17 protein-coding genes and 1 pseudogene are annotated in these 13,666 nt (G+C 40.7%); 6 read left to right on the forward strand and 12 right to left on the reverse strand.

Annotated features, from left to right (window positions below):
* Positions 1-42 precede the first annotated feature (42 nt).
* Positions 43-999, reverse strand: a complete 957-nt coding sequence (locus tag NI389_RS16955; RefSeq protein ID WP_308360990.1) for an FHA domain-containing protein — start codon at positions 997-999, stop codon at positions 43-45.
* A 317-nt stretch (positions 1,000-1,316) separates the two neighbouring features.
* On the opposite strand from NI389_RS16955, the gene NI389_RS16960 reads away from it, so the two are divergent.
* Positions 1,317-1,907, forward strand: a complete 591-nt coding sequence (locus tag NI389_RS16960) for a CBS domain-containing protein (RefSeq protein ID WP_208841705.1) — start codon at positions 1,317-1,319, stop codon at positions 1,905-1,907.
* 75 nt (positions 1,908-1,982) lie between these two features.
* On the opposite strand, the gene NI389_RS16965 is transcribed toward NI389_RS16960, so the two are convergent.
* From NI389_RS16965 to NI389_RS16975, 3 genes are all read right to left on the reverse strand, one after another.
* Positions 1,983-2,897, reverse strand: a complete 915-nt coding sequence (locus NI389_RS16965; protein WP_308360991.1) for a M14 family metallopeptidase — start codon at positions 2,895-2,897, stop codon at positions 1,983-1,985.
* A gap of 81 nt (positions 2,898-2,978) precedes the next feature.
* On the reverse strand, positions 2,979-3,389 hold the full coding sequence (locus NI389_RS16970) for a hypothetical protein (RefSeq protein ID WP_308360992.1): 411 nt from the start codon (positions 3,387-3,389) through the stop codon (positions 2,979-2,981).
* A gap of 213 nt (positions 3,390-3,602) precedes the next feature.
* Positions 3,603-4,466 carry a hypothetical protein gene (locus NI389_RS16975; protein WP_308360993.1) on the reverse strand — a complete coding sequence of 288 codons (864 nt, stop codon included), beginning with the start codon at positions 4,464-4,466 and terminating at the stop codon, positions 3,603-3,605.
* Between NI389_RS16975 and NI389_RS16980 the strand changes: the two genes are divergently transcribed.
* Both NI389_RS16980 and NI389_RS16985 read left to right on the forward strand, forming a co-directional pair.
* Positions 4,465-4,704, forward strand: coding sequence for a hypothetical protein (locus NI389_RS16980; RefSeq protein ID WP_308360994.1), 240 nt, complete (start codon positions 4,465-4,467; stop codon positions 4,702-4,704). The genes NI389_RS16975 and NI389_RS16980 overlap by 2 nt on opposite strands.
* Entirely contained in the window at positions 4,694-5,089 is a 396-nt protein-coding gene (locus tag NI389_RS16985) for a hypothetical protein (protein ID WP_308360995.1), read from the forward strand. Before NI389_RS16980 ends, NI389_RS16985 begins: the two co-directional genes overlap by 11 nt.
* A 73-nt stretch (positions 5,090-5,162) precedes the next feature.
* On the opposite strand, the pseudogene NI389_RS16990 reads toward NI389_RS16985, so the two are convergent.
* Positions 5,163-6,049, reverse strand: a pseudogene (locus tag NI389_RS16990) (TIGR01777 family oxidoreductase).
* A gap of 129 nt (positions 6,050-6,178) precedes the next feature.
* Between NI389_RS16990 and NI389_RS16995 the strand changes: the two are divergent.
* Positions 6,179-7,216 (forward strand): AI-2E family transporter, encoded by a 1,038-nt coding sequence (locus tag NI389_RS16995; protein WP_308360996.1) that lies wholly within the window; start codon positions 6,179-6,181, stop codon positions 7,214-7,216.
* Here the strand turns inward: NI389_RS16995 and NI389_RS17000 are convergent.
* The 5 genes from NI389_RS17000 to NI389_RS17020 form a co-directional block, all read right to left on the reverse strand.
* Positions 7,213-7,617: a hypothetical protein gene (locus tag NI389_RS17000; protein ID WP_308360997.1), complete on the reverse strand. Its 405-nt coding sequence runs from the start codon at positions 7,615-7,617 to the stop codon at positions 7,213-7,215. The genes NI389_RS16995 and NI389_RS17000 overlap by 4 nt on opposite strands.
* Positions 7,604-8,944, reverse strand: coding sequence for an ATP-binding protein (locus tag NI389_RS17005; protein WP_308360998.1), 1,341 nt, complete (start codon positions 8,942-8,944; stop codon positions 7,604-7,606). The genes NI389_RS17000 and NI389_RS17005 overlap by 14 nt, the downstream gene beginning before the upstream one ends.
* Positions 8,938-9,612, reverse strand: a complete 675-nt coding sequence (locus NI389_RS17010) for a response regulator transcription factor (RefSeq protein ID WP_308360999.1) — start codon at positions 9,610-9,612, stop codon at positions 8,938-8,940. Before NI389_RS17010 ends, NI389_RS17005 begins: the two co-directional genes overlap by 7 nt.
* Before the next feature lie 3 nt (positions 9,613-9,615).
* Positions 9,616-9,867, reverse strand: coding sequence for a PepSY domain-containing protein (locus tag NI389_RS17015; RefSeq protein WP_244369500.1), 252 nt, complete (start codon positions 9,865-9,867; stop codon positions 9,616-9,618).
* A gap of 116 nt (positions 9,868-9,983) precedes the next feature.
* Positions 9,984-10,280, reverse strand: a complete 297-nt coding sequence (locus tag NI389_RS17020) for a YciI family protein (RefSeq protein WP_308361000.1) — start codon at positions 10,278-10,280, stop codon at positions 9,984-9,986.
* A 177-nt stretch (positions 10,281-10,457) separates the two neighbouring features.
* On the opposite strand from NI389_RS17020, the gene NI389_RS17025 reads away from it, so the two are divergent.
* Positions 10,458-11,882, forward strand: coding sequence for a sodium-dependent transporter (locus NI389_RS17025; RefSeq protein ID WP_308361001.1), 1,425 nt, complete (start codon positions 10,458-10,460; stop codon positions 11,880-11,882).
* A 29-nt stretch (positions 11,883-11,911) separates the two neighbouring features.
* Here the strand turns inward: NI389_RS17025 and NI389_RS17030 are convergent, their stop codons facing one another.
* Together NI389_RS17030 and NI389_RS17035 are read right to left on the reverse strand one after the other, a co-directional pair.
* Positions 11,912-12,553 (reverse strand): CPBP family intramembrane glutamic endopeptidase, encoded by a 642-nt coding sequence (locus tag NI389_RS17030; RefSeq protein ID WP_308361002.1) that lies wholly within the window; start codon positions 12,551-12,553, stop codon positions 11,912-11,914.
* Positions 12,554-12,686: 133 nt separating this feature from the next.
* The gene (locus tag NI389_RS17035; RefSeq protein WP_308361003.1) at positions 12,687-13,253 is read right to left on the reverse strand and encodes an inner membrane-spanning protein YciB; all 567 of its coding nucleotides are present in this window, start codon (positions 13,251-13,253) and stop codon (positions 12,687-12,689) included.
* Between the two features lie 134 nt (positions 13,254-13,387).
* On the opposite strand from NI389_RS17035, the gene NI389_RS17040 reads away from it, so the two are divergent.
* A complete protein-coding gene (locus NI389_RS17040) occupies positions 13,388-13,663 on the forward strand; it encodes an HU family DNA-binding protein (RefSeq protein ID WP_308361004.1) in 276 nt (91 codons plus the stop codon).
* Positions 13,664-13,666 lie beyond the last annotated feature (3 nt).

The raw sequence follows: 13,666 nt of genomic DNA on the forward strand, positions 1-13,666 counted from the left end.
TGACGCATTCTTGAACGACCAAGAATGCGTCAAATGAGGGAGCTAAAAAGTAACGCGGGTTTCTAAATGTGCACCTTTAATGATGCTTAAGTCTTGACAATTTAATCGAATTTTACCGAAATAGGTTTCTAACAAAAAGCTTAAGTCTGGTGCACCTTGTTCCGCTAAATCGGAAAGTTGCTTACGAGCACGATGCAACATGATATTCATGTGATTCATTTGAATGCCTAAATCTTTTGCCATATGTTCACGATATTGCCAACCTTGATGCGATAGCTCAACGCCATTTTCTTTATCTTCTATTCTGTGTCTTGCGAGCAGTAAAAGTAGGTAATGATGGCTGCGAGTACCTAGATCATATTCTTTGTTATCGACGTTGATTGAAAGCTGAGTGTTCTCTTCGTCTTGGCTTACATTAAACATCAGCGAACAAGGTGCAATATTGTGTTCATTGTTCATGATCTCAGTCGATTGGTGCTCAGTCGCACAAATATATTGCCACTGAGTGCCTAACGCTTTGACGATTCCACCATCAAAAAGGGCTTGTCGGTCATTGGTGTTGAGGTCTTCGATAAACCAATAATTGATGATTTTGTCGTGGTAAATAATAAAAGAGGGTTCGTCGTCATTTGGTATAACGAGTTGATCCGTCACTTCGATAACTTGGCGAGGAATGGACTGTGAAATAAGATAACGGCAGTTGGTATCCAAATCACCAACTACATAGGAGTTCTCTCCGGCAACAGCGAAATCGATTTTGTCATTTACCGCTAAGGAATAACTTAAGTTTTTGTCTAACTTTTTGTCGTTTAACCACACACCGTTTGTGCTTACATCACGAATTTGCCACTTACCATCAGCCAATTCGATAATTGCATGATGTCGAGAAATCGTCGGTTTATCAATGATGGTATCAACGCTCAATTTCTGTCTGCCAACGGTATGGTAGCTCTTTAGATATACCTTTTCTAATTTCTGTTCATCAATTAAGTAAGCCATTGAAATTCCTTCTATCTAAAAATAGCGCCTTATTTGTATACGCCGAGTAGTCGACATTGTTATTCGAGGCTACCATATCGTTAATGGAGAGTATCAATCAAATTGATTCTTGGTGTCTTAGAGAGATGATACCGTAATTTTATTGAATATACGATTACAGCGGATTACACCATGATTGTTTCAAATTAGCGCTTTTTTTACTTGCGACCAAAAAAAGGATGGACCATATTTTAGTCAGAAGGACCACGAAATTTTCCTTTCCCTTCTTTTTTTGCAGTGATTTGAAAGGCACTGCACTGCCGCTAAGGAGTACCGTTATGGGTGAATACCGCGCAATTAAAACCATAAAACTAGACGAGGTTTTCCAGTTTTGCGACCACTATGATTCTGAACCGCTTTCACTATCGAGTTCAGCACTTAAAGTCGTTACAGATTTCACTCGTAGACAACCTCAAGTTATCATGAAAGATGTGGATGTAGACCATGCACTGTATATGATGATAAACGGGCATGTAAGATCAAAGTTGGTTATTGATCACGATGATACGTTTCTTGGCGTGATCACCGCGAAAGATTTAACGGGTCGAAAAGTGTTAGCAACAGCACAAAAGAAAAGCTTAGGTCGTGCTGATTTAACGGTAGAAGACATGATGACTAAGCGATTTGAGCTTCAAGCAATGCCATATCGTCTTGTTGAATCAGCAAAAATTGGTGATGTCGTTGAAACACTTCAAGACATTGGTCAACAACACGTTCTATTAGTTGACGACAAAGGCGCATTGCGAGGTATGATTTCGGCAAGTGACATTGCAAGAGCACTGCACATGCCGGTGAATATCTTAGAAAAAGCTCGGTCATTTAAATCGATTTTCGAAATTATCCACGATAGAGAAGAATTAGACGCCTAGCTCAATCTATTTCAGTACAGGTTGGTGACCTCCAACCTGTACTGTTCAGCCAAATCCACGTTTACGCCATGACACTTATAGATTCAATTTAGCCACGTAGTTTAATGCACCAACAATTGCTGCAACTTGCCCCGCAATACAGTTTTCTGGGGTGGAAAGTTCGCCATCTGGGTAAACTTCTGTTGTTGTGACATAAGGAGCATTAGTTACACCCATACAAAGACCTAGCTTTGTACCGTCATAATTGATGACGCCAAACTGATCAAGTGGTACTCCAATGAGTTCATTATTGCTATCAGCTGGCGCAATCGCAGTAACCGTTTGGACTTCCTCAATGATCGCTTTTTGGAATTCAGGTTGTGGTTTTTGGGTATGGCCGACCAAATAAAACCCATCTGGGATATTCCAGTTGTGGTTGACTTTACCGTCTCTGGCTGCCAATGCAGGACGAAATTCCGAGTTATCGGTGTCTGTCGTTTCATGCAAATCAATATGCATTAGAAAGGTGAGTTCATTATCTTCTAGGTATTTGATAAATGACGCTGCTTCAGGCGCTGGGCTGTTGTTGTAAAAAGAACGGTTCGGATCTATGGCACTTGGATTCCAGCGATTTATTGTTTCATAACCCCAAGGGCTAATGCAAGGCGCAACGATGAGATTAAATTGAGCTTCGTACTCTTTGCCAAAACGCGCTAAGAAAGCAAGTGCACCATGCACACCGCTCGTTTCATAGCCATGCACACCACCGGTAATAAGTGCATTTGGTTTTGTACTATCCCAAACTTTACTTTTAAGGATAAAAAGAGGAAAACACTGAGCGTAATTTAATGTTCCATATTGGACTTTGTCAAAGTGCTCGGTTAAATCATCAATTTTAGACACAACTTCGTCAAAATAACTGCGGTGAGAGACTTGTGAAGAAAGCCACATTTCTTTGTGATGTTGTTGCCATGGTTCACCGGGGGTACCGATTGGGTAAACGATATTCATTTAAGCTGTTATTACTGAGAACGGGTAACCAATATGCTAAGAAAGCGGCGCCTTCTTAGCAAGTAAAATAGGGTAGATTGACTAAATTGAATATCCCTGCATGCGAAGTTGCGCAAGTTGCTTTTCACATGGATTGAAGGCGACGAAAAGTAATGTTGAATCAACAAGTGATATTTTAGTCACTTTTAAACCAATGACAGAAAGCACTTTTACCCCAGTGATCTGTTCAGCCAAAACATAACGGCGATTACCTAGCGCATTAATATAATAAAGTCCTTGGGAACAAAATACCGCTTTACGCTGACCAGTAAGAGACAGTGATAAATGGAAAGCGCAAAATAAAACGATCACCAGTGCTAGAAATAGTTCTAAATGATTGAACGACGACTTCCCAAAATCATTCAATAACGCGCCAAAGCCCCAGATAGCTGCAGCGAATACGCACAATAGCACGTAAAAAGATTTATTAATGTTTAGTTGTAATTCTCTCATGTCATCAACTCACTACTTTTTTGATTGTGTTTAGCTTAATGGAACAAAATGGATGAAATGTGGAGGTAGTACAAAATGACTATATTTTGAGAGTGTTTTTTTGATATAAATTATAACGTATTGAAATATAATAAATTAGAAGTGCATGGGAAAGAACAGATGGCGACGAAAACTTAGCGGTGGCGATGAGTAATTGTGTTCGAATGTGCAATGTTACTTGCGCGGGTCCAACGTTTTCCAATGGCTCACGTCTCTATTGAGAAATCCGCACTCTTGATATGCGCGCTCTATAAAGCCCGTCTTACGAAGAATGGATAATCCTGTTTGCAACGCTTGAAAAGTGTTTGATCCTAAAGGATGCTTTTTTGATACAACAAAATGTCGACTGTCTAAGAGTGCTACTTTTAAATGTGGTATCGCCTCAATTTTATAGCCTGTCCCTTGATATTCATATGGGGGATGATTCGTAAACGGTACTAGCATTACGTCGACCCAGCCGCGACTAACCATTTTAGCCATGACTATCCAATCTGATTCATCGACAAGTGTGTTTGGCTTGAGTGCGTTAATTGTCTTCCAATCAACATACCACGCTTGGCTAGATACGATTGAAACCCGGCTTAAGTCGGATGTTATTTTTTGACTTAATTCATCTATTCGAGCAGGGGAGGTAAAGATACCTGCAAAGTATTCACCTTTACGAATTATGGGATCTGAAATGTAAACTTCGTCTTCATATTGTGCTGCGTCACTGTACCAAACTGTGTCGAAACTGATTAATAACAAACCATCTTTTAAAAGTCTTAAATTGCGCGCGTCGTAATTACCAAGTTCAAATTCAAACTGTAATTTTAGCCCCCCCAATTCAATTGCTCTTTGTACCAGAATAAAGTCAACAACATCACGTTGACATACTTCGTGTTGAAAATGCTCGATGGTAAGTGGTGATTGACTACCTAAAAGTGTCTGGGCGTATTCGTAAATATCTTTTTCAATAGTTATAGGCACTTCCAACCCATCAGAAGCGGATGAGCTTAACGAAATAAGCATTAAAAAGGTTAAGTAGGTTTTTTGCATGAAAGAGTACCGTCTATTCCCTTATGAGTGTAGCGTAAATGGTTATTTTTGGTTAAAAAATGAACTTGCTAGACCAGTTTTCGTTTATTGCAAAATGAAAAAAAATCATATGCTGATACTATTTTTGAGCGCGGCAAAAGCTGCTATAAAAATAAACTTGCAACGAAAAGCATTCATCAAAGAGAGAATAGTCTGGTGCGGCTTTTCAAATTTAAAAGGAATAAAAAATGAAATTTGAACAGCTACTTACACACTTTGATATGGGCATTAGCATAGAGCAATTACAAAAAGAATCACTGTTAGACATTGCGATTTTGTTCATGGGGCTGGATGGTGCAATTGACGACAAAGAAAAGCTTGTTGTTAAATCGTTTGCCCGCAACTTAAACTGGCATTCAGTCATTCCACTCGATGATTACATTACGGATATGCAAGGGAAGTGTATTCTTGCCATCCAAAGCAACGAAGTTGAATCCTTTATTCAGCACCGTTTGAAGCATATTGTGGATGCACCAATGCGAGAATTAGCGTTGAAACTGGCCAATGAGGTGTCCAAAGCGGATGGCACAATTGACGATAAAGAACGTAGAGCTTTATCATTGCTTGAAGCCGAAATTATTTAGTCCTTACAAGAACGGTGAGACCTAATGATTTTCACCGTTCGTTGAAACGATGTATTTGAGACGCTTTTTCCTTTCACAATAAATTCTTTAATGCCTTAGCAAGTGTAGGGTAGTCAAAATAGAAACCCGCTTCAAGCAAACGAGTAGGGTAGACTTGTTGTCCATAAATGAGTAAATCGGCCATTTCACCAAAAAGCAATTTCATTGCCCAAGCGGGCATAGTAAGCAAGCAAGGCCGATGAAGTTGGACGGCGAGAGTTTTTGAAAATTCATGGTTATTAACTGCGTTTGGTGCGGTCATATTGAAAATGCCTTGTGCAGTTGAATGTTCAAGCAAGAACATAATTCCTTTGACCATGTCTTGGATGTGGATCCAAGACATCATTTGCTGGCCATCTGCAACGACACTGCCTAGGCCTAGTTTGAACGATGGCAGCAGTTTTTTTAACGCCCCCCGTTTGCGCTTAAAACAATGCCAGTTCTAAGTATGCAGACGCGAGTATTCTGGTTGACCTTAAGTGCTTCATGTTCCCATTTTGAGCATAGCTCATGCGAAAACTCGATATAGGCTTCTTCAAATGTTTCATCTATCAGCTTATTTGGCGACTGCCTGCCGTAGTAGCCAATCGCACTACCAGAGATAAAAACAGTTGGGGGGGTCTCACAGCTATTTATTTTCGAAACAAGTGACTTTGTTATTCCAAGTCGGCTTTGCACGATTAACTTTTTTTGCTTTTCACGCCAACGCTTTTCAGCGATAGGTTCACCAGCCAAATTAATGACTGCATCAATAGTATTAAAATCAACATCTTCAATGTGCGTGATTGCAGTGATATGATTTGAGTCGTTGATTTGCTGATTGTCAACGTTTCGAGTTAACACAAAAAGCGTGTGTGCGTGTAATTGAGCACAAAGCATGCTACCGATTAACCCAGTTCCACCCGTTATCAATATATTCATAGAAGTTTATGCGACTGAAATATACTCTATATACGGTATAGTGGATGGTTTAGATTAGCGCGAGCCTCGCGAATTCATTTGAAACACGTTGTGTTCTTCGCGTGTCACAACCGTTTGAAAGGGAAATAGATGCCTCAAGTTTCACCTGCACATCGCACATTAGTAATACTCGCTTGTCTGGTTATCGTTTTTGCCGGAATTAAGCTTGCTAGTAGCATAGTTATTCCATTTATATTGGCAGCATTTATCGCCATTATTTGTAGCCCAATGCTTCATTTCTTTGCCCGGTTTCATATTCCTAAAGGCATTTCTATTTTGCTTATTATCGCCATAGTGGTTGGTATCGGTGTGAGTTTAGCTGGATTGGTTGGGCAATCTGTAACGGATTTTTCTAAACAGCTTCCAAGTTACAAGGCTCAGTTGCAAGACAAGTTTGTCTGGTTGATTAATATCGCGGCTACCTATGGCGTACCTGTTGATAAGCAGCAACTAATCAAGCTCTTTGATCCAGGCCAAGTATTTGATGTTGCGACGAATACGTTGTCGAGTTTAGGCGGGGTGATGGCGAACATATTTCTTATTATGTTAACTGTCATTTTTATGCTTTTCGAGGCACCTACACTAAGTCAAAAAGTGCATCTCGCATTAGATGACCCAGAAATGAAAATGAAAGCAATTGACCGATTCTTAGAGTCTATCAACAGTTATCTTGCCATAAAAACGCTTGTTTCGCTTGCCACTGGTGTGTTGGTGAGTGTTTTCCTCTGGATCCTAGGGTTGGATTATTTTCTGTTATGGGGCGTGATAGCTTTCTTTTTGAATTACATTCCAAACATTGGTTCAATCATCGCCGCCGTACCGGCAGTATTACTCGCACTTGTTACACTCGGACCATTGGAATCTGGAATTGTAGCAATTGGTTATGTCGTCATTAATACAGTGATGGGTAATATCATCGAACCGAAATTTATGGGAAAGGGGCTTGGGCTATCAACGCTGGTTGTTTTCCTATCACTCATTTTTTGGGGATGGCTACTTGGTACGGTCGGTATGTTGCTATCTGTGCCTCTCACTATGGTTGTTAAGATAGGATTAGAGAATACAGAGAAAGGAAAGTGGCTTGCTGTGCTGCTCGGGAACGTTGATGAAAACAAAGATGCCCATTAATAGGGCATCTTGAGCGTTTCTAAATTTTGTTTGCGTAAATTAATTTCGCAGGTTTTATAGGCAATAGCCGCTTTTGTTGGATTGGGCATTTTATGCAAATAACGCCATCGACAAGTGTCTTCCATATAATTAACTTGATTATTGGCAGCTCGTTTAATGATAGGCAGCAGTTGAGTATTGCCTGTATCTTCCTGTATTTTTTCAATGTCTAACTTAAGCTTTTGGAACCAAGTCTGTTCCGACGACTTTAGAAGCTCGATATTTTGATCTAAACATTGGATATACTTTTTGGCTTTCTCAGGATGATCACTTTCGAGAGTACTGCAATCGCGCAAGTTGTCTAAAGCATGTACAGAAGGCGCTAAAAGTAAACTCAATGCTATTAAATTAGTTCTTTTCATTTTTAAATTCTACCACAAATTCCGCGCCGCCGAGCCCAGATTGATCAATCACTAAATTACCGTGATAGGAGTTGACCAAGTCAGACACAATCGCCATACCTACGCCATGTCCTGCTTCATATGTGTCTAGCCGTTTGCCTCGGGTCAAAAGATCTTCTCGTTTGTCTTCTGGGACACCGGGCCCATCATCACTAACGGATAAGCGTACACCTTTGTTTTGCAAACGAGTCACTGTTATATCGACTTTGGACGCACAAGCTTTACAGGCGTTATCAATTAAATTGCCAAATATTTCCATTAAGTCTGTTTTGTCACCAAGAAATGCGGCTTTCTCTTCACATGAAAACGTAAATTCAATGTCTTTCTGGTGATAAACCTTTCTCATTGCATTAAGTATAGACTGTACAATAGGTTCAATTTCAGTTTGCTTTTTCCAAGCATCTGAAGCACCTGTTGCTGCTCGTTTTAATTGATGTTCAATCATCGCGTTTATACGGTCGAGCTGCTCTTGAGCGTCTACATCGTTTGCTAAAGGGCTCGATTTTAAAACCGCTAACGGTGTTTTTAACGCATGAGCGAGGTCACTTAAAGAGGCTCGATAGCGCTCTTTCTGGCGTTGTTGAGATTCCAGGAGAAGGTTCAAGTCGAGTTTGATATTACGAAGTTCGACAGGGTAAAGTCCAGACACGCGTTCTCGATTACCGGCCTCAATTTCTTTGATCTCTTTATCGAGCCGTTGTAGTGGTCGCGCATTCCAGATAAAGCCAAGCGCCATAAGTCCTGCAATCACAATTCCCATTATCAGCATCCACGTGACGAGTGTATCCCTAAAGCGACCCATTTGAGCAAGTAGAGCAGAGTTTTGTTTTAGTAAGATAAAGCGGGCTTGCTGTGAATGCTCTGCATTGCCAAGGATAACGGTCAAGCTGAGTTGCCAATAGGCGACACCTTGATATTCAACGCGCCTAAAATCCGAATTTCCAGCCTGTGCGTCACTAAATTCGGGGGAGACGGAAAGATTTACAGCTGATTCGGAATACCAAATAAGTTCATTACCTTGATAAATAAGCGCGTAAGTATCTGAGTTGAGGCGATTGAGTTCGGGTGCCAAGATGCTTCTGGGCATGCCTATTCCTTCATCCAAAAATTCAACTTCCGAGATGAGCGAATATAAGTGTGCTTCAAGTGTATTGCGCGTGGCTTCGACCAGAGAATCGTAATAAGCACGACCAATCGAAAAGAAAAGCGAAGGTAAAGCAACAACTAAAACAAAGACAAGGATAAATCCTTGTCTTATTTTTAGGGATATTTGCGGTCCAATTACCACTGTGTTTTTAACCTATATCCTCTACCGCGAAGCGTCTCAACCGGGTTAAGTTCGCCTGATGGGTCAAGTTTCTTACGAAGGCGTAGGACGAAAACTTCGATAACATTAGAATCTAAATCGAAGTCTTGATCATAGATATGTTCAGTGAGCTCAGCCTTAGAAATAACCTTTTGTGGGTTTACCATCATGTATTCAAGTACTTTGTACTCGTATGCCGTTAAGCTCATTTCTTCTTCGTTCACCCAAACTTGTTGTGAACGGGTATTGAGTTTAATTGGGCCGATTATGATTTCAGGGTTTGCTTGGCCTGCGCTGCGACGAATAAGCGCATTACAGCGGGCAATCAATTCTTCTACATGGAATGGTTTCGTTAAGTAATCGTCAGCGCCAGCGTCGAGACCTTCTACTTTGTCTTGCCATCTGTCACGAGCCGTTAAAATCAGGATTGGGATATCAACTTCTGCCGCTCGTGCTTTTTTTATAAGTTCAATACCATCCAGTTTAGGTAAACCTAAATCGATAACCGCCATGTCGAGCGGGTATTCTTTAATATGGAATAAGCCAGACTCACCATCATGGCAAACATCAACACTGTATTTTTCTTTTTCTAGAGCATTTCGCAGGTTGTCTGCCAAATGCAAATCGTCTTCAATTACCAAAATTCGCATGGTTTAGTCCTTACGCACAGCGCCTGTCTTCTTGTCTACTTGTACATCAAGTACCCGGCCATTTGAACCGAGAATTCGAATGATGTAGTACGAGCCTTGATCTGTAATTTTTAGTGTTTTACCGCTGTATTCCTTAAGTGCTAATTCAACGGCTTCCTTTTTAGTCAATGTGTCAGAGTCTGTTTTCCCAAAGGCTGGTGGCAAAGACCAAATACTCAGTCCAATCACCGCAACTAAAGTGAACAATCTCATCATCTAACTCCAATTTTCTGGGTTACGACATCGTAGGCTTTTTCACAGACTACAAATGCAAGGCATAGTATAAGCCTAGTCGTGACGCTCTGAACTCTTCCTGAATTAAAATGAATACGTTAAAACACGCGTTTGAACGGTTTTACTATACTTTCTTTGTAGACACCAGCATCTAGATAAGGGTCTGCAGCAGCCCATGTTTTCGCGTCTTCAAGGGAGTCAAATTCGGCGACAACCAAGGAACCTGAGAAACCAGCCGAGCCGGGATCATTGCTATCAATCGCTGGAAGAGGACCTGCAGTAAATAATCGTCCTTCTTCTTTCAGCGCGTCTAAACGTGCAAGATGAAGTGGGCGAGTTGCTAAGCGTTTGTCGAGCGAATTTTCAACATCGATAGAGTAAATCATGTACAACATACTAATCCTTGGCACTTTTTATGTGATTCTAAGCCGTATCTTAGACTGTCTCATGGGTATGTGTAAACGTAATGCGCCAGTAATTAGTCGGGTTTAGCGGCATAATACTTGAAATCGTTGAGCTAAGACTGGTAGAGTCGGCCGGATATTGGAAAAAATAATAATAAGGTAGTTCGCATGAGTAGCAATCGAGAGCATTTTAGCTCGCGACTAGGGTTTATTTTAGCGGCAGCAGGATCTGCAGTAGGCATCGGAAACCTAGTTGGCTTCCCAGTCTCTGCAACTAAAAATGGTGGAGGCGCATTTCTTCTTGTCTACGCGTTGTTTGTCGCGTTCATTTGTTTACCTGTCATGATGGCTGAAATGGCAATGGGTCGTAAGGCTCAAAAAGACCCATATGGAGCCTACAAGAAATTGTCAGACCGATCATCTAAATGGTCAATAGCAGGAATGCTAGGTGTGATCACACCCTTTATGATCGCGGTATTTTATATGGTCATCACCGTGTGGATTTTTGGTTATCTCGCTCAAACCGCACTGGGTAATTTAGACATGTTAGCGCAGCCTGAACACTTTGGGTCATTCATTAATAACACAAATGTGTTCTGGTACATGATAGTGGTGGCTGTGATTGTAAACATGATCTTAGTCGGCGGTGTTAAAGAAGGAATTGAAAAAGCCTCTAAAGTATTAATGCCAGCGTTATTTGTGTTGTTGATAGGTTTAGTGGCCTATGTGCTTACGCTTGATAACGCAATGGCCGGTGTGAAGTTTTATGTCGTCCCAGACATTTCAAAACTCAATGCGAGTGTGTTGAACGGCGCACTTTCGCAAGCCTTTTTCTCACTGTCATTAGGCATGGGGATTCTAATGACCTATGCGTCTTATATTTCTAAAAAAGACGACATAGTAGGTGGTGCGCGCATGGTTGCTATTACCGATTCGCTGGTCGCGTTTATCGCGGGATTAATGGTACTGCCTGCCATTTTTAGTTTTAACCCAAATACCAACCCTGAAGAACTCTCTGATTCGTCGGTATCTATGATTTTTGTCTATTTGCCTAAACTGTTACTCGCTTTGCAATCTGACATTGGCTATGTTGGCGCATCCTTAGTAGCGGGTGTGTTTTTCTTGCTTGTCTTCTTTGCTGCTATTACGTCGCTTGTGTCAATTGTTGAAGTACCTACCGCTACATTGATTGAAGAAGCTCGCTTGAGTCGTAAGAAGGCCTTAATGGTGCTTGCAGCCTCTATCGGCATTCTTACTGTGATGTGTACGATGTCATTTGGCATGGTGGAATGGTTAACTAAGTTTACTTGGTATGGTGGTGCTGACAAGAGCATGTTTGATTTGGTTTACGATATTTTCTACGACACTATCTTGCCTCTCAACGGGTTAATCGTGTGTATTTTTGTTATGTACAAATGGAAAAAAGCGAAACTTTCTGAAGAACTCGCACAAGGTTGTGAGGGCTATGAGGGTAGTTGGATGGAGAAGTACGTTAACTTCTCATTATCGACCTTTATTCCTGTGATTTTACTCTCTATTTTTATTAATACTGTTGCAACGAAATTTTTCGGTACGAGTCTATTCGGTTTTTAAAAACTTAATTGGTAGGGTGTATTTACACCTTACCAATTAGCCCCTGAGTCCAGATATCCACCCAATCCCAAGGTAAATATCCAAAGCCCCCACAAACTATGTTCTAATACACACACCAAAAGCGAACGGCTTTGGGCGTATGTGTATGCGAACAACAGGCCGCCACAAAACGATAGCAATATAGCCATCACGTTATCGTAAACACAATGAGCCAAAGCAAACGTTAATGCACTGAGGATCACGCGATGTGACTTTTTTGGGATAATTCGCTTGTAACGATGGAAGAAATAGCTTCTAAAAATAAGTTCCTGCGGCAACACAGAAAGCAACGGATAGACAATCAGTAATCTAAGCCAATCTAATGGGGATTGCCGAGGTAGGGCAAACCAGTTGTCTTGATTGATAAGCCCATAAAGCATTCCAGAGAAAAGCGCACCGATTAGGAAAAAGGTGAAAAGACGTTTTTTGACTGCGGAGAATGTACCTAACGTAGTTAGTCGAAAGCGCTTAAAATGTGGATCGGTCAGCAACAGAAAAGCACAAATTGCCATTAGAATAATTAAAGCTGGAAGAAGCCAATTAGAGAGTTGTGCTCTAAATTGATAGGCCATTAAAGGCAAACCAAAAAACACAAAAATCAGTTCACACCACCGATATTGAGAAGAGTTCAAGGTCTTGTTCGATTTATGGACTGTATGTTCAGACTATAGACTAAGAAAGGCAAGTTTGTGACGAAATTCACTGACTTGAGAAAATTTAGAATGCCGCACCTAAAATAAATTAGTTAAGTGCGGCAGAGAGTGGTTACTGTTCGTCTGGTAGAAACTTATATACTTTAAATACCGTAAATACGATAGCGATAAACGTCATACCCATCAATCCAAACACTTTGAATTTCACCCAGGTATCAAGTGAATAGTTAAACGCCACGTATAGATTTAGGACTGCAATACTTAAAAACAGGCACGCCCAAAGTACCAGAAGCTGATTGAAAATTGAGTTAGGAATATTAATTTCAACTTTTTGTTCTTTCTGTACCGAAGAGAATAGCCCCATTAACGCTTTTTCCACTAAGTTAGTTTTAAAGAGTAACTTACCAAATATGATGGACAAACCGAGTAGTGCGTAAATGATGGAGACTTTCCATTGAATGAACTTTTCGTCGTGAAATGCGAGGGTCATCCCTCCAAGTACGACGGCGATTCCTGCAAAAATCCAGTGACGGGTTTCTATTTTTCCAGTAGAAACTTTGTAATATCCTAATTGAATAAGAGCTGCGATGATTAACACACCTGTTGCCCAAAAGATGTCGACGATTTTATAAACGATAAAAAATAAAATAAGTGGCAAATACTCGAATAACAGTGCCATAAGATAAGTCTCTCCTACTAAGGTAACGTGGTTTTACCAAGTTGTTCAAAGAAGTTCAAGATTGACTTTAGTCATTAATTCCCATAGCCTCCCGAGCTTTTCGAGACTCGTTGCGAAAAACATAAGGAAAACGGATGAACAAAAAGTCGCTTGTTGAGATTATGTCAGCACAAGCTGAATTACCGAAAACTCACGTAAACGCTGCATTAAATAGCCTACTTGCAATCATCACAAAACGTCTATCTGAAGGTGACCAAATCCAACTTCATCATTTGGGGACGTTTGCACTGAGTTACCATCCGGCCAAAGAGGGTCGTAATCCGCAGACGGGTGAGAAAATTTTAATAGAGGGTGCAAACAAAGTGTTGTTTAAGCCAGCCAAAGCGTTGAAAGAGGCACTTTCCAATTAAAGA

Source organism: Pseudoalteromonas xiamenensis, assembly GCF_030994125.1.
Taxonomy (GTDB): Bacteria; Pseudomonadota; Gammaproteobacteria; order Enterobacterales; family Alteromonadaceae; genus Pseudoalteromonas; species Pseudoalteromonas xiamenensis_B.

What these genes read in the sequence shown, in the direction of transcription:
- NI389_RS16955 (WP_308360990.1), bottom strand. Translation starts at nt 999, where the DNA reads ATGGCTTACTTAATTGATGAACAGAAATTAGAAAAGGTATATCTAAAG.
- NI389_RS16960 (WP_208841705.1), top strand. Translation starts at nt 1,317, where the DNA reads ATGGGTGAATACCGCGCAATTAAAACCATAAAACTAGACGAGGTTTTC.
- NI389_RS16965 (WP_308360991.1), bottom strand. Translation starts at nt 2,897, where the DNA reads ATGAATATCGTTTACCCAATCGGTACCCCCGGTGAACCATGGCAACAA.
- NI389_RS16970 (WP_308360992.1), bottom strand. Translation starts at nt 3,389, where the DNA reads ATGAGAGAATTACAACTAAACATTAATAAATCTTTTTACGTGCTATTG.
- NI389_RS16980 (WP_308360994.1), top strand. Translation starts at nt 4,465, where the DNA reads ATGAAAGAGTACCGTCTATTCCCTTATGAGTGTAGCGTAAATGGTTAT.
- NI389_RS16975 (WP_308360993.1), bottom strand. Translation starts at nt 4,466, where the DNA reads ATGCAAAAAACCTACTTAACCTTTTTAATGCTTATTTCGTTAAGCTCA.
- NI389_RS16985 (WP_308360995.1), top strand. Translation starts at nt 4,694, where the DNA reads ATGAAATTTGAACAGCTACTTACACACTTTGATATGGGCATTAGCATA.
- NI389_RS16995 (WP_308360996.1), top strand. Translation starts at nt 6,179, where the DNA reads ATGCCTCAAGTTTCACCTGCACATCGCACATTAGTAATACTCGCTTGT.
- NI389_RS17000 (WP_308360997.1), bottom strand. Translation starts at nt 7,617, where the DNA reads ATGAAAAGAACTAATTTAATAGCATTGAGTTTACTTTTAGCGCCTTCT.
- NI389_RS17010 (WP_308360999.1), bottom strand. Translation starts at nt 9,612, where the DNA reads ATGCGAATTTTGGTAATTGAAGACGATTTGCATTTGGCAGACAACCTG.
- NI389_RS17015 (WP_244369500.1), bottom strand. Translation starts at nt 9,867, where the DNA reads ATGATGAGATTGTTCACTTTAGTTGCGGTGATTGGACTGAGTATTTGG.
- NI389_RS17020 (WP_308361000.1), bottom strand. Translation starts at nt 10,280, where the DNA reads ATGTTGTACATGATTTACTCTATCGATGTTGAAAATTCGCTCGACAAA.
- NI389_RS17025 (WP_308361001.1), top strand. Translation starts at nt 10,458, where the DNA reads ATGAGTAGCAATCGAGAGCATTTTAGCTCGCGACTAGGGTTTATTTTA.
- NI389_RS17035 (WP_308361003.1), bottom strand. Translation starts at nt 13,253, where the DNA reads ATGGCACTGTTATTCGAGTATTTGCCACTTATTTTATTTTTTATCGTT.
- NI389_RS17040 (WP_308361004.1), top strand. Translation starts at nt 13,388, where the DNA reads ATGAACAAAAAGTCGCTTGTTGAGATTATGTCAGCACAAGCTGAATTA.